The following is a 13,497-nucleotide window of genomic DNA, read 5'->3' as shown; positions in this document are numbered from 1 at the left end:
TTAGTAAGTCCGGACTTTCGGTTCGAAGGCAGGAACTGTCTTCGGCGCAAAGTTGACGCCACGCTTGGCAACGCGCTTCTCACCCGGGTAGTACAGGGTGTGGCACAGCCAGTTCTCGTCGTCACGGTCTTCGTAGTCTTCACGGGCGTGAGCACCGCGAGACTCTTTACGGGCTTCGGCCGCGATGGCGGTAGCTTCGGCGACTTCCAGCAGGTTCTGCAGCTCCAGCGCTTCGATACGCGCGGTGTTGAAGGCCTGGGACTTGTCGTTGATCTTGACGTTGGCAATACGCTCGCGCAGACCAGCCAGCTGAGCGATACCCTTCTGCATGTATTCGCCAGTACGGAATACACCGAAGTAGTTCTGCATGCAGCTCTGCAGCTCGCGCTTGAGGCTGGCAACGTCTTCGCCAGTGGTGCGCTCGTTGAGCTTGTTCAGGCGGTTCAGGGCTACGTCGACGTCGGTGTCGCTGGCGTCGCGGTATTCGACGCCTTCGGTCAGCGCCTTCTCCAGGTGCAGACCAGCTGCACGGCCGAAGACCACCAGGTCCAGCAGCGAGTTGCCGCCCAGACGGTTGGCACCGTGAACCGATACGCAAGCCACTTCACCTACAGCGAACAGGCCTGGGATGATCTGATCCTTGCCTTCGGCGTCCATGGTGATGGCCTGGCCATGAATGTTGGTGGCGATACCACCCATCATGTAGTGGCAGGTCGGGATGACCGGAACCGGCGCGACCACAGGGTCAACGTGAGCGAAGGTCTTGGACAGTTCGCAGATACCTGGCAGGCGGCTGTGCAGCACCTCCTCGCCCAGGTGGTCGAGCTTCAGCAGCACGTGGTCCTTGTTCGGGCCCACGCCGTTGCCGGCGATGATTTCCTTGACCATGGAACGGGCGACGACGTCGCGACCAGCCAGGTCTTTGGCGTTCGGCGCGTAACGCTCCATGAAGCGCTCGCCGTGGGCGTTGATCAGGTAGCCACCCTCGCCGCGGCAACCCTCGGTGACCAGTACACCGGCACCGGCGATGCCGGTCGGGTGGAACTGCCACATTTCGATGTCCTGCACCGGCACGCCGGCACGCAGGGCCATGCCGACACCGTCACCGGTGTTGATCAGGGCGTTGGTGGTCGAGGCGTAGATACGGCCCGCACCGCCAGTGGCCAGTACGGTAGCCTTGGACTTGATGTACAGGGTTTCGCCGGTTTCGATGCAGATCGCGATCACGCCGACAAAAGCGCCGTCCTGGTTCTTCACCAGATCAACGGCATAGTACTCGTTGAGGAAGGTGGTGCCTGCTTTCAGGTTGCCCTGATACAGGGTGTGCAGCAGCGCGTGACCGGTACGGTCGGAAGCGGCGCAGGTACGGGCGGCCTGGCCACCCTTGCCGAAGTCCTTGGACTGGCCACCGAACGGACGCTGGTAGATACGCCCAGTTTCGGTACGCGAGAACGGCAGACCCATGTGGTCCAGTTCGAAGACCGCAGCAGGACCTTCCTGACACATGTACTCGATAGCGTCCTGGTCACCGATGTAGTCGGAACCTTTGACGGTGTCGTACATGTGCCAGCGCCAGTCGTCGTTCGGGTCGGCCGAAGCGATGGCGCAGGTGATGCCGCCTTGGGCGGATACAGTGTGCGAACGGGTCGGGAAGACCTTGGTGACTACGGCAGTCTTATGACCGCCCTGGGCCAGCTGCAGCGCAGCGCGCATGCCGGCACCGCCGCCACCGATGATGATGGCGTCGAAAGAAATGGTTGGAATGCTAGCCATGGATCAGATACCCCAGAGAATCTGCACACCCCAGACGAAGTACGCGAACATCGCAACGCCGCACACAGCCTGGAACAGGAAACGAATCGCAGTCGCCGACTTGCCGAAGGACATCGGCGTCAGGTAGTCGGTGGCAATGGTCCACATGCCGACCCAGGCGTGAGCGCCCAGGGCAACGAGTGCCAGCAGACTGAAGATACGCATCGCGTTGTTGGAGAACAGACCGTGCCACTGGGCATAGTCGAGACCCGGGTGAACGGCGACGTAGCCGATCAGGAAAATGAAGTAAGCCGCGAGAACGACCGCAGATACGCGCTGCGCCATCCAGTCATAGAGGCCCGAACGCGACAGGTTCGTGACATTAGTTACCATACCCAAACTCCCGCCAGAACGATCAGCACCACGGAGATGACGATCACGATTTTCGAGCCCAGCTTGCCGCCCTCTAGCGTCTCACCGACACCCATGTCCATGATCAGGTGGCGTACACCTGCAACGAGGTGGTACAGCAGGCCGGACAGCAGGCCCCAAGTCACCAGCTTGGCCAGCGGACTGGTCAGACACGCCTTCACCTCGGCAAAGCCCTCCTCGGAACCCAGCGACTTGCCCAATGCGTAAAGCATGATGGCCAGGCCAAGGAACAGGATGACGCCGGAGATACGGTGAAGAATGGACGTGTACGCGGTGATCGGGAGTTTGATGGTCCTTAGGTCTAGGTTTACAGGTCGTTGGCTTTTCACGGCTTTTTTCACACTGAAGAGCCCCTAGCTAACAGGGCAAAGTTGTTGGTAAGTGTACTGGTCAGGTACCCACCACCCAGGGAGCGACGACCCCCAGCGGAACGGGCTTGCAAGCCCCTGGCGGTCGGTTGCGGAGTATAGACAGTTAGGCTGCTTATGACAACGTGAGGGGCTAGCCCAAATAGCGCATTGCCTTTAGCGAACAAAAGGCGTAAATGGGCGAGAATTTCGTGAAAAATCAGGGCTCAGAGGGTGTTTCAACCAGCCTTTAGGCAAATTGACATTCGAATTTATCCCTCTATAGTGGTGCGGGCCCTGCGTGGGGGGTCTGTCTGATGATTTCAAGCATTAATAGGAGGCCACATGGCTGACAAAAAAGCGCAGTTGGTCATCGAGGGCGCTGCCCCCGTCGAGCTGCCCATTTTAACCGGCACCGTTGGTCCCGATGTTATCGACGTCCGCGGGTTGGGGGCTACTGGTCACTTCACCTTCGACCCCGGTTTCATGGCGACTGCGTCCTGCGAGTCGAAGATCACCTACATCGATGGCGACAAGGGTGTCCTGCTGCACCGCGGCTACCCGATCGAACAGCTCGCCGAAAAATCGGACTACCTGGAAACCTGCTACCTGCTGCTCAACGGCGAACTGCCGAACGCCGAGCAGAAGGCCCAGTTCGTCAGCACCGTGAAGAACCACACCATGGTTCACGAGCAGCTGAAATCCTTCTTCAACGGCTTCCGCCGCGACGCTCACCCGATGGCGGTGATGTGCGGCGTGGTCGGCGCCCTGTCGGCGTTCTATCACGACTCCCTGGACATCAACAACCCGCAGCATCGCGAGATCTCTGCGGTGCGCCTGGTCGCAAAAATGCCGACCCTGGCCGCGATGGTCTACAAGTACTCCATGGGCCAGCCGATGATGTATCCGCGCAACGACCTGTCGTACGCGGAAAACTTCCTGCACATGATGTTCAACACGCCGTGCGAGATCAAACCGATCAGCCCGGTGCTGGCCAAGGCAATGGACCGGATCTTCATCCTCCACGCCGACCACGAGCAGAACGCCTCTACCTCCACCGTGCGCCTGGCGGGCTCCTCGGGCGCCAACCCGTTCGCCTGTATCGCCGCCGGCATCGCTGCACTGTGGGGTCCGGCCCACGGCGGCGCCAACGAAGCCGTACTGACCATGCTCGATGAAATTGGCGATGTCTCCAACATCGACAAGTACATCGCCAAGGCCAAGGACAAGAACGATCCGTTCAAGCTCATGGGCTTCGGTCACCGCGTTTACAAGAACCGCGACCCACGCGCCACCGTGATGAAGAAGACCTGCGACGAGGTGCTGAGCGAACTGGGCATCAAGAACGATCCGCAGCTCGAACTGGCGATGCGCCTGGAAGAGATCGCACTGACCGATCCGTACTTCATCGAGCGCTCGCTGTACCCGAACGTCGACTTCTACTCCGGCATCATCCTGAAGGCGATCGGCATTCCGACCAGCATGTTCACCGTGATCTTCGCCCTGGCACGCACCGTCGGCTGGATCTCGCACTGGAAGGAGATGCTCTCCAGCCCGTACAAGATCGGCCGTCCGCGCCAGCTGTACACTGGCCACGAGCAGCGTGACATCGTTGACTTGAAAGACCGCAAGTAAGCTCTTCGAGCCGAACGTAAAAAAGGCTGCCCTTGGGCAGCCTTTTTTATAGCGCAGCAACCGATAGACCGCTGCTCACCGCTTCGCGGGCATGCCTGCCATCAGACTCAGGGCTTTTCAGCCTTGTCGCGCAACCCCTTGAGGGTATTGAACGGCGCGTCGACCACAAACTTGTTGGCCAGCCAGGACGGCACACTGCCTCCAGGCTCGGTGTGCACTTGGTAGGTAACCTCGGTGCTGTCACCCTTGGGCACCAGCTTCCAGAAGCCTTGGACCTGTGCCACACGCACATAGCCCTTTTCCTCCGGCAGGTATTTGGGGTCCTCCTCGAGCTTTCGGACCAGGCTGCCGTCAGCCTCCTCGGTGGTGGTCACGTGAAGGATCGAATCACGCGGCGTCACCGGCCAGGGCGTATTGAAACGAGTATAGGTCCAGCTCTGCGCGCCATCCTGCTTGAGCAGCTTTTGCGACTCGCACTCATGAATCCACTTGCAGGCACCTACGGTGTCCTCCTGCAAAGCCTTGACCTTGGCCAGCGGCGCCTTGATCAAGGTCACGCCGCGATAGGCTTTGTACTTCGAACCCGGCACTTCACTGAGGGACACCTTGATGCCGTCCTCATCCTTGGCCACCTGCCAGTTCTCGGCCCAGGCAGCCGGCGACAGCAGAACACCGACGCCACACAGCAGTGCAATACGCTTGATCGATCTCATCGTTTTGTTCCTTGTTGTCGAAGATCCAACCTGTTACGCCGCCGTCATTTGCTCCAACCAGCCGAGAATCCTGATCGCCTCGTCGCGATCATTGCCGCACACCTCCACGTCCGCCTTGAACCCACCACACACCGCCGGCCGCTCAGGCTTGCCAAACAACTCACAGAGGTTGTCAGTGGTCAGGTGCAGGCACCGCTCGCCAGCTGGCTTGCCCTGGGGCATGCGCGGCATCGGCGAGCTGATGGATGGGGCAATGCAGCATGCGCCGCAGCCCTCTCGGCATTTCATGAAACAGGACTCCCACGAGCAAAACGGGACGAACGTCCCTGGATAGTAACCGCTCAAACATATGTTTGAAATTGCGGATCGGATGAAATCTGCCGTGACCCGGCAGTCAGTTGGAACACCTACTGACGAAACTCGAAATCGATAGCAGCGCCCTCCACATCATGACGACTGTCGTTGCGCAGCTGTAACTGCATTTCGTTGTTGATCAGGCGCCCATTGAGTTGGAAGGGACTGTCATCGCTGACTGGCTTTTGCGGAAACATGGACGGCAGCAAAGGCTTGCGCCGCATCACCGGATCACCCACCTCTGGCTTGAGTTCTTCGACCATCGCGGCAGGCAAACTCAGGTCTAGCTTTGGCTTGGGCAACGGCTTGGCGACCGCCTTGGTCAAAGGTTTTTTGCGCACTACCTTGCCGGACGGCTTGGCCTTGCCCCTGCCCGGCGTCTTGCTCGCGACTTTGCCGGCCTTGTTCGCCGCCTGCTTGCGTACTGGCTTGGCCGCCGGCTTGGTTTGCGTCGCAGACGCTTTGGCCGCCGGCTGCGTGGCGTGTGCCATAGCAGCGGACAGGCACAACGGCGCCAGGCAAAGGAGTAGGACAAAAGAGCGAAGCGCTTTCATGGACATCAGGAGCGTGCTGGAAAAGTGTGCGTATGCTCTCTGTTCCGAACGCCACTGGCAAGATTTACAACAGTGATCCTGTCGACGATTTGCATAACTGATGAGCCAGCAGACCCAGCGTGATCACTGCACGCTCGGCCTCCTTGTTCCATGGAATGCCGCAGTTGAGCCGAATGCAATGGTTGAACTGCTCGGTGTTGCTGAAGATAAGCCCCGGCGCGATGCTGATGCCTTGCTCCAACGCCCGCACATGCAGATCTTGGGTGTTGACCCTCCCAGGCAGGCTCACCCAGAGAATGAATCCTCCCGTAGGCCGGGTCATCTGCGTACCTTCAGGAAAATGCTGCTGCACGGCCAACTGATAGGCGCTGAGGTTCTTGCGGTACTCCTGGCGGATGTACCGCAGGTGGCGGTCATATCCGCCGTTTTCCAGATAGGCGGCCACACCCATCTGGGTGACGCTGCACGCCGAATGGGTGGTGAAGGTCTGCAGCCGCTGGATCTCGTCCTGGTAACGACCGGCAATCATCCAACCTACCCGCACTCCAGGCGAAAGGGTCTTGGAAAAGCTTGAGCAGTAGATGACCCGATCCAGACGATCGAATGCCTTGAGCGCCTTGGTCCGGCCTTGCTCGAACATCAGTTCGCCATAGATGTCGTCCTCGACGATCTGGATATCGAAGTCCGAGGCCAGACGCAACAGCTGCTTTTGCCGATCCTCAGGGATCGTGCCCCCCAAGGGATTGCTCAGACGCGGGGTCAACACCAGGGCCTTGATTGACCATTGGTTGGCAGCCAACTGTAAGGCCTCTAGACTGATGCCGGTCGACGGGTCACTCGGAATCTCGATGACCTTGAGCCCCAACAAGTCGGCCAATTGCAGCAATCCATAATAGGTGGGCGACTCCGCAGCGATCAGGTCGCCTGGGCGAGTCAGTACCCGCAACGACATTTGCAGGGCATCGACGCAACCATGGGTCACCACCACCTCACGCGGATCGACCAGCACCCCGGCGTCACGCATACGAATGGCTATCTGCCGGCGCAGTGGCTCGAAGCCAGGACTGAACATGTAACTGAAGGCGCGCGGGCTGTGAAAGCGCGTCACTTTGGCCAATTGCTGATGCAGAGCCCGCACCGGCAAATAGTCAACGTGCGGGACTGCCGCACCAAAGGGGAAAACTCCGTCTCGTCGCGCCTCGGTCAGCACCTGTTGGATGATGCTCGCACGAGTGACCAGGCCCGGCCGCTCGACCCGGGCGATATCAGGGGTCTGTGCGGTGAGTGCCGGGGTCTGGTGCACGTAGTAGCCGGACTGCGGCCGCGCGCGGATCAGGCCTTGATCCTCCAGATTGGCATAGGCCTGCAGCACCGTGGCATGACTGACGTTGAGCTGGGCGCTCATCTTGCGCACGGAGGGCACACGCTCACCAGGCTGGTAGACACCTCGGCGGATGTCATCGGCCAGTTGCTGGGCAATGCGCTGGTACAACAGCAGGTTGGTCATGGCGGCTCTCGAAACGCGGACGGGTTCGTTGTTCTTGTGCGACTCAAAGCCGAGTCAGAATACCGTAACAGTTACGAAGTGTACTGGGACAGATTGGAGAATAGTCAACAATACAGTGAGGTAACAATCACAGAATCAACAAACCCGCCCGTTACCGACGAACGAGATAGCCAAAAACCTACAAGAACGCCCGGCTTCAACGCGCTGGCGCGAGCTTGCCCTTGTCGTCGGAAAAGACGATTTCGACCCGACGGTTCTGCGCCCTGCCCCGCTCGGACGCATTGGCGTCGATCGGATACTGGTCGCCATAGCCTTCGACCTGTATGCGTTTTTCGTCTACACCCAGGTCGATCAACATATCAGCCACGGCCTGGGCACGATCCCGCGATAGCGCGAGGTTATCCTCGGGCAGTCCGGTACTGTCGGTATACCCTTCGACCCGCACCACACGACGAGGATTGAGCTGCAGGAACTGGACGAGCTTGAGCACCGTGCGGCTGGCAGAGGTCTTGAGCTCGGCGCGACCAGTGTCGAACAGCACATCGCCCAACGTCATCACCAAGCCACGATCGCTTTGCTCGGAGGCCATGGCCGCGATCTGCGCTTCGACCCACTTACCCTGCTGTTGGACGCTGGCCAATTTGGCTTCGCGCAGACCCAGCTGCAAGCGCTGGCGCTCCAGGTCGAGCTTGGCCAGACGCTCTTGATTGAGGGCCAACTTGGCATGCTCGGCCGCGATCTCGCTGTAGCGCTTGCTCAAATAGGCGTAGTGACGCACGTCGGACCCGGTGCCGATGTAGCTCGAGAGACGCTCGGCACGCGCCAGGGATTCACCAGCACGAATCACATCGCGCGGCGCGCTGCGCAGCACATCGGCGTCATCCTTGACCTTTTGGAAGGCGACCGCCGCTTCATCGAGCGCCGACTCGCTGCGCTGGCTCGCGCAACCCTGCAACCCGACCAGCGCCATCAGCGCCAGTGCAGCCATTGATTGGCGACGCATCATGGCTGGACCTCCAGTTGCTTGCGAAGGCGCTTGACCCGCGCCTGCACGACCTGAAGCTGCTCTTCGCTCTTCTGGGTCAACACCCGAGCCTCGGCCAGGCGCGCATCCAGCTCGGCCTGCTCGGCGCGCATGCGCGCGTCACGGTAATCCTCGGTGGCCATGTTGGTCTTGGCTCTCGCCAGTTTGTCTTCGGCCAGTTTCAATTCCGCCACCTGCTCGGTGGCACCGACGGCCTTGGCCTGCTCCAGGGCCTGCTCGGACAGACGCATCTGCTCGTTGGGCGCAGGATCGTTGGCACAGCCAGCCAGGCCGAGCATGGCCAAGGCAAGGATCAGTGGTTGGGTTCTCATTGCATTCCTACTGTTTAGGGGCATCCAGAGGCGCCTGCATCTGCGCCTTCCAGCGCTCGACATTGCGCTGCAGCACAGCCTGGGACACCCCGGAGATCGGCAATTCTGTCAGTTTTTTTGCCAGTTGTCCGCGCAGCCAGGCGTCATTGCAGGCCGAGTTGTGCGACACAGCGAGGTACAGGCCTGGGCGGTCCACCGGCAAGCCTCGGGCGATCAAGTCATTGCCCATCCCCAGACTCTGGACCATGCCCATGCCCGAATAGCGCCCGGCCAGCACATAATCGACCTGGCCCAGTACCAGTTTCTGGAAGGCCTGAGTCAGGTTCTGCGCAGGGGCCAGCTTGAGCTGGGCCTTGGCGAAGGCTTCGAAAGCCGGAGTCAGGCGAGCCCGCTCGGAAATACTGCCTTGGTACTGGGCAAGGTCCGCCGGCCCGTCGAAGACCAACGTGGCGTCATGACGAGTCCAGACAAGGTACTCGTTGAGCTGCAACGGCGGATGGATGTAGTCCAGGGCGGTCAACTGTTCGACCTGCATGGGCGTATCGATCAACAGGTCCATACGCCCGCTGCGCACTTCCTCCAGCGCCTGGTCGCGCTTGCCGGCGTGCAGCACTTCGACCGACACCCCAAGCTCGGCGGCGACCTGACGCAGCAGGTCGACATTGGCACCGATCAGATGCCGAGGATCTTTCGGATCCTGCCAGGAATACGGCGGAGCATCCGGGCTGCCAGTCGCCACCAGGCGTTCGCACTTGCCTGCTGCCATTGTCCATGGCGCCGACAACGCCGCCATGCAGGCCAGCACCCTGCCCGCTTTGCGAAACTCCATGCCCTACTCCTTGCAGCCAGAAAAAAGCCCGGCCCTCGTTTCGGAGGGCCGGGCTTCTTTATAAGTGAAGCCGCCGGATCAGACCAGCTTTTCCAGCTCTGGAACCGCCTCGAACAGGTCGGCGACCAGGCCGTAGTCGGCGACCTGGAAGATCGGTGCTTCTTCGTCCTTGTTGATCGCAACGATCACCTTGGAGTCCTTCATGCCCGCCAGGTGCTGGATCGCGCCCGAGATACCGACGGCGATGTACAGCTGCGGCGCAACGATCTTGCCGGTCTGGCCGACCTGCATGTCGTTGGGCACGAAGCCTGCGTCGACCGCGGCACGCGAGGCACCGACAGCAGCGCCGAGCTTGTCGGCCAGGGCGTACAGATGCTTGAAGTTGTCACCGTTGCCCATGCCGCGACCGCCGGAAACGACGATCTTGGCAGCGGTCAGCTCAGGACGGTCGGACTTGGCCAGCTCTTCACCAACGAAAGCAGACTTGCCAGCGTCGTGCACGGCACCAACGGCCTCGACAGCAGCCGAACCACCCTCGGCGGCCACGGCATCGAAGCCGGTGGTACGCACGGTGATGACCTTGACCGCAGCGCTGGACTGCACGGTAGCAATGGCGTTACCGGCATAGATCGGGCGCTTGAAGGTGTCGGCAGACTCGACCGAGATGATCTCGGAGATCTGGTCGACGTCCAGCAGCGCGGCGACGCGTGGCAGGATGTTCTTGCCATTGGTGGTGGCCGGAGCCAGCACGTGGCTGTAGCCCTTGCCCAACTCGGCGATCAGCGGCGCTACGTTTTCCGGCAGCGCGTGAGCGTAGGCGGCATTGTCAGCGACCAGTACCTTGGCAACGCCAGCGATCTTGGCGGCAGCTTCAGCGACACCACCGACGTTCTGGCCTGCGACCAGCACATGGATATCCCCACCGATCTTGGCGGCAGCGGCAACAGTGTTCAGGGTAGCCGGGGCAACGGCACCGTTTTCGTGTTCAGCGACAACCAGGATAGTCATTTAGATTACCTTCGCCTCGTTCTTCAGTTTCTCGACCAGTTCAGCCACCGACTTGACCTTGATACCCGCGCTGCGAGCAGCCGGGGCTTCGACTTTCAGGGTCTTGGTGGTGGAAGCGGTGGAGACGCCCAGCGCGTCTGGAGTGACAGTCTCCAGCGGCTTCTTCTTGGCTTTCATGATGTTCGGCAGCGACGCATAGCGTGGCTCGTTCAGACGCAGGTCGGTGGTGACGATCGCCGGCAGGTTCAGCGCGACGGTCTGCAGGCCGCCATCGATTTCACGGGTGACGTTGAGCTTGTCGCCAGCCACTTCGACCTTGGAGGCGAAGGTGCCTTGGGCGTAGCCGGTCAGCGCAGCCAGCATCTGGCCGGTCTGGTTGTTGTCACTGTCGATGGCTTGCTTGCCAAGGATGACCAACTGTGGCTGCTCTTTATCGACAATGGCCTTGAGCGCCTTGGCCACGGCCAGGGAGTTGAGCTCTTCGGCGGTCTCGACCAGGATGGCGCGATCGGCACCCAGCGCCAGGGCGGTACGCAGCTGCTCCTGAGCAGCGGTCGGACCGACGGCAACGGCGACGATCTCGGTCGCAACGCCCTTTTCCTTCAGGCGTACGGCTTCTTCCACGGCGATTTCGCAGAAGGGGTTCATGGACATCTTGACGTTTGCAAGGTCGACGCCGGAGTTGTCCGCCTTGACGCGAACCTTGACGTTGTAGTCGACCACTCGTTTGACAGCTACAAGAACCTTCATGGATTCCTCGTTACTCTCCGGTGAAAAGAATGTCGCCTGGGGCATGCCCGGCGATTGCGCGTGGGTACAAGGGCACCTCTAAAAACGTTCCTGGCTGCGGGGAATTTCCTGTGACCGAACAGTCCTGTTTCGACTTCGCCGGCAAAACCGACGGGTCATTTTCTGTCGTGGCGTGTAGACTCCACTACAAAACCGGATTCGGCCCGAAAACCCTGCTCCATGCCTGGTCTTTAGGGGTACACCTGCGCCCGGCGGTCAGCCTACGGCGAGCGTAAAACCGCTCGTATCTTGACCGTAACACCTAATCCGGTCAATACGGCAAATCGGCCAGCCTCCAGCCGCGTTCCAGTGATTTTACTGGGCTCCGGCAAATTCAAACAAACGTTTGTATTGGACCCACCAAGTGGTGTAGATATAATGCGCGGCCAAGACAAAGCGGTGTAGTCCGTCATCCACGAAGCTACAGCTTATACAGTCGTGCATGGCCCTCCATCACCCAAAAAGACAAGACAAGCAACAGCGATGAGCCTTGAGTAGGAGAGAACCAGTGGAACGCGAATACATGGAATTCGACGTGGTCATCGTCGGCGCAGGCCCGGCGGGCCTGTCCGCCGCCTGCCGCCTGAAGCAGAAGGCCGCCGAAGCCGGTAACGAGATCAGCGTCTGCGTGGTCGAGAAAGGCTCGGAAGTCGGTGCCCACATCCTCTCCGGCGCGGTGTTCGAGCCACGTGCTCTGAACGAACTGTTCCCCGACTGGAAAGAACTCGGTGCTCCGCTGAACACCGAAGTCAAGCGCGACGACATCTATGTACTCAAGGATGCGAGCAGCTCGACCAAGGTCCCTGACCTGTTCGTGCCAAAGACCATGCATAACCAGGGTAACTACATTATCTCCCTGGGCAATCTGTGCCGCTGGCTGGCCCAACAAGCCGAGAACCTGGGCGTGGAAATTTACCCAGGCTTCGCCGCCCAGGAAGCGCTGTTCGATGAGAACGGCGTGGTCCGCGGGATCATCACGGGCGACCTGGGGGTCGACCGCGAAGGCAACCCTAAAGACGGCCTGTACACGCCAGGCATGGAACTGCGCGCCAAGTACACGTTGTTCGCCGAAGGCTGCCGTGGTCATATCGGCAAACAGTTGATCAAGCGCTTCAACCTCGACAGCGAGTCCGACGTCCAGCACTACGGCATTGGCCTCAAGGAAATCTGGGAAATCGATCCGGCCAAGCACGAGCAAGGCCTGGTGGTGCACACCGCCGGCTGGCCGCTGGACGTAGTGAGCGCCGAGAACACCGGCGGCTCCTTCCTTTATCATCTGGAGAACAATCAGGTGGTGGTCGGCCTGATCGTCGACCTCTCCTATGCCAACCCCTACCTGTCGCCATTCGATGAGTTCCAGCGCCTGAAGCACCACCCGGTGATGAGCCAGTACCTCGAAGGCGGCAAGCGCATCAGCTACGGTGCCCGCGCCATCTGCAAGGGCGGCCTGAACTCGCTGCCGAAGATGGTCTTCAACGGCGGCGCACTGATCGGTTGCGACCTGGGCACCCTGAACTTCTCCAAGATCAAAGGCAGCCACACCGCCATGAAGTCCGGCATGCTCGCCGCCGACGCCGTGGCCGAAGCTCTGTTCGCCGGTCGCGAAGGTGGCGACACCCTCGACAACTACGTCAGCGCCTTCAAAGCCAGCTGGCTGTATGAGGAGCTGTTCGCCAGCCGCAACTTCGGCCCTGCGCTGCACAAGTTCGGCCCCTTGCTCGGTGGTGCGTTCAACTACATCGACCAGAACTGGTTCGGCGGCAAGCTGCCGTTCACCCTGCACGACACCAAGCCGGACTACGCCTGCCTCAAGCTGGCAGCCGATTCGCAGAAGATCGACTACCCCAAACCCGACGGCAAGCTCAGCTTCGACAAGCTGAGTTCGGTGTTCCTCTCCAGCACCAACCATGAAGAGGAACAGCCCTGCCACCTGAAACTGGCCGATGCCAGCGTACCGATCGCCAGCAACCTGCCGCTGTATGACGAACCTGCCCAGCGCTACTGCCCGGCCGGCGTGTACGAAGTGGTTACCCAGGAAGACGGGAGCAAGCGCTTCCAGATCAACGCGCAGAACTGTGTGCATTGCAAGACCTGCGACATCAAGGACCCGGCCCAGAACATCACCTGGGTCACTCCAGAAGGCGCAGGCGGGCCGAATTACCCGAACATGTAACATCGCCCCGCATGAAAAAAGCCCCCAAGGCCAGGCCTTGGGGGCTTT

14 protein-coding genes are annotated in these 13,497 nt (G+C 60.5%); 2 read left to right on the top strand and 12 right to left on the bottom strand.

The features are described 5' to 3' along the window. Genes sdhA through sdhC form a run of 3 tightly spaced genes read right to left on the bottom strand, consistent with a single transcriptional unit; the run spans position 1 to position 2,525 of the window. Positions 1–1,773 carry a succinate dehydrogenase flavoprotein subunit gene (gene sdhA, locus R6G97_RS19215; RefSeq protein ID WP_043211425.1) on the bottom strand — a complete coding sequence of 591 codons (1,773 nt, stop codon included), beginning with the start codon at positions 1,771–1,773 and terminating at the stop codon, positions 1–3. Positions 1,774–1,776: 3 nt separating this feature from the next. Beyond that, positions 1,777–2,145: a succinate dehydrogenase, hydrophobic membrane anchor protein gene (gene sdhD / locus R6G97_RS19210; RefSeq protein ID WP_043211427.1), complete on the bottom strand. Its 369-nt coding sequence runs from the start codon at positions 2,143–2,145 to the stop codon at positions 1,777–1,779. After that, positions 2,139–2,525 carry a succinate dehydrogenase, cytochrome b556 subunit gene (gene sdhC / locus R6G97_RS19205; protein WP_023628897.1) on the bottom strand — a complete coding sequence of 129 codons (387 nt, stop codon included), beginning with the start codon at positions 2,523–2,525 and terminating at the stop codon, positions 2,139–2,141. Before sdhC ends, sdhD begins: the two co-directional genes overlap by 7 nt. 351 nt (positions 2,526–2,876) lie before the next feature. On the opposite strand from sdhC, the gene gltA reads away from it, so the two are divergent. Then, positions 2,877–4,166, top strand: coding sequence for a citrate synthase (gltA, locus tag R6G97_RS19200; RefSeq protein ID WP_043211428.1), 1,290 nt, complete (start codon positions 2,877–2,879; stop codon positions 4,164–4,166). Positions 4,167–4,273: 107 nt separating this feature from the next. On the opposite strand, the gene R6G97_RS19195 is transcribed toward gltA, so the two are convergent. From R6G97_RS19195 to R6G97_RS19155, 9 genes are all read right to left on the bottom strand, one after another. Beyond that, complete coding sequence (locus tag R6G97_RS19195) at positions 4,274–4,879, bottom strand: START domain-containing protein (protein ID WP_043211429.1); 606 nt, start codon at positions 4,877–4,879, stop codon at positions 4,274–4,276. 33 nt (positions 4,880–4,912) lie between these two features. Further along, a complete protein-coding gene (locus tag R6G97_RS19190) occupies positions 4,913–5,167 on the bottom strand; it encodes a YkgJ family cysteine cluster protein (RefSeq protein ID WP_043211431.1) in 255 nt (84 codons plus the stop codon). 119 nt (positions 5,168–5,286) lie between these two features. Beyond that, positions 5,287–5,787 carry a hypothetical protein gene (locus tag R6G97_RS19185; protein ID WP_197853298.1) on the bottom strand — a complete coding sequence of 167 codons (501 nt, stop codon included), beginning with the start codon at positions 5,785–5,787 and terminating at the stop codon, positions 5,287–5,289. Between the two features lie 64 nt (positions 5,788–5,851). Next, positions 5,852–7,294, bottom strand: a complete 1,443-nt coding sequence (locus R6G97_RS19180; RefSeq protein ID WP_043211432.1) for an aminotransferase-like domain-containing protein — start codon at positions 7,292–7,294, stop codon at positions 5,852–5,854. Positions 7,295–7,490: 196 nt separating this feature from the next. Next, positions 7,491–8,300: an OmpA family protein gene (locus R6G97_RS19175; protein ID WP_043211433.1), complete on the bottom strand. Its 810-nt coding sequence runs from the start codon at positions 8,298–8,300 to the stop codon at positions 7,491–7,493. After that, complete coding sequence (locus tag R6G97_RS19170; RefSeq protein ID WP_043211434.1) at positions 8,297–8,650, bottom strand: DUF4398 domain-containing protein; 354 nt, start codon at positions 8,648–8,650, stop codon at positions 8,297–8,299. The genes R6G97_RS19175 and R6G97_RS19170 overlap by 4 nt, the downstream gene beginning before the upstream one ends. Before the next feature lie 7 nt (positions 8,651–8,657). After that, a complete protein-coding gene (locus R6G97_RS19165; protein WP_043211436.1) occupies positions 8,658–9,479 on the bottom strand; it encodes a substrate-binding periplasmic protein in 822 nt (273 codons plus the stop codon). Positions 9,480–9,557: 78 nt separating this feature from the next. Continuing rightward, positions 9,558–10,487, bottom strand: a complete 930-nt coding sequence (locus tag R6G97_RS19160; protein WP_043211437.1) for an electron transfer flavoprotein subunit alpha/FixB family protein — start codon at positions 10,485–10,487, stop codon at positions 9,558–9,560. Continuing rightward, a complete protein-coding gene (locus tag R6G97_RS19155; RefSeq protein WP_043211439.1) occupies positions 10,488–11,237 on the bottom strand; it encodes an electron transfer flavoprotein subunit beta/FixA family protein in 750 nt (249 codons plus the stop codon). A gap of 547 nt (positions 11,238–11,784) precedes the next feature. Between R6G97_RS19155 and R6G97_RS19150 the strand changes: the two genes are divergently transcribed. Beyond that, a complete protein-coding gene (locus R6G97_RS19150) occupies positions 11,785–13,449 on the top strand; it encodes an electron transfer flavoprotein-ubiquinone oxidoreductase (protein WP_043211441.1) in 1,665 nt (554 codons plus the stop codon). The last annotated feature ends 48 nt before the right edge of the window (positions 13,450–13,497 follow it).

The sequence above is a fragment of the Pseudomonas sp. HTZ2 genome, from assembly GCF_033173945.1.
Lineage (GTDB): Bacteria > Pseudomonadota > Gammaproteobacteria > Pseudomonadales > Pseudomonadaceae > Aquipseudomonas > Aquipseudomonas guariconensis.
The sequence above is the reverse complement of the archived record's forward strand: the minus strand, read 5'-3'. Positions and strand labels throughout refer to the sequence as shown.

Excerpts from the sequence above, each read along its gene's own strand:
- sdhA (WP_043211425.1), bottom strand. The coding sequence starts at position 1,773 with ATGGCTAGCATTCCAACCATTTCTTTCGACGCCATCATCATCGGTGGC.
- sdhD (WP_043211427.1), bottom strand. The coding sequence starts at position 2,145 with ATGGTAACTAATGTCACGAACCTGTCGCGTTCGGGCCTCTATGACTGG.
- gltA (WP_043211428.1), top strand. The coding sequence starts at position 2,877 with ATGGCTGACAAAAAAGCGCAGTTGGTCATCGAGGGCGCTGCCCCCGTC.
- R6G97_RS19195 (WP_043211429.1), bottom strand. The coding sequence starts at position 4,879 with ATGAGATCGATCAAGCGTATTGCACTGCTGTGTGGCGTCGGTGTTCTG.
- R6G97_RS19190 (WP_043211431.1), bottom strand. The coding sequence starts at position 5,167 with ATGAAATGCCGAGAGGGCTGCGGCGCATGCTGCATTGCCCCATCCATC.
- R6G97_RS19185 (WP_197853298.1), bottom strand. The coding sequence starts at position 5,787 with ATGAAAGCGCTTCGCTCTTTTGTCCTACTCCTTTGCCTGGCGCCGTTG.
- R6G97_RS19180 (WP_043211432.1), bottom strand. The coding sequence starts at position 7,294 with ATGACCAACCTGCTGTTGTACCAGCGCATTGCCCAGCAACTGGCCGAT.
- R6G97_RS19175 (WP_043211433.1), bottom strand. The coding sequence starts at position 8,300 with ATGATGCGTCGCCAATCAATGGCTGCACTGGCGCTGATGGCGCTGGTC.
- R6G97_RS19170 (WP_043211434.1), bottom strand. The coding sequence starts at position 8,650 with ATGAGAACCCAACCACTGATCCTTGCCTTGGCCATGCTCGGCCTGGCT.
- R6G97_RS19165 (WP_043211436.1), bottom strand. The coding sequence starts at position 9,479 with ATGGAGTTTCGCAAAGCGGGCAGGGTGCTGGCCTGCATGGCGGCGTTG.
- R6G97_RS19160 (WP_043211437.1), bottom strand. The coding sequence starts at position 10,487 with ATGACTATCCTGGTTGTCGCTGAACACGAAAACGGTGCCGTTGCCCCG.
- R6G97_RS19155 (WP_043211439.1), bottom strand. The coding sequence starts at position 11,237 with ATGAAGGTTCTTGTAGCTGTCAAACGAGTGGTCGACTACAACGTCAAG.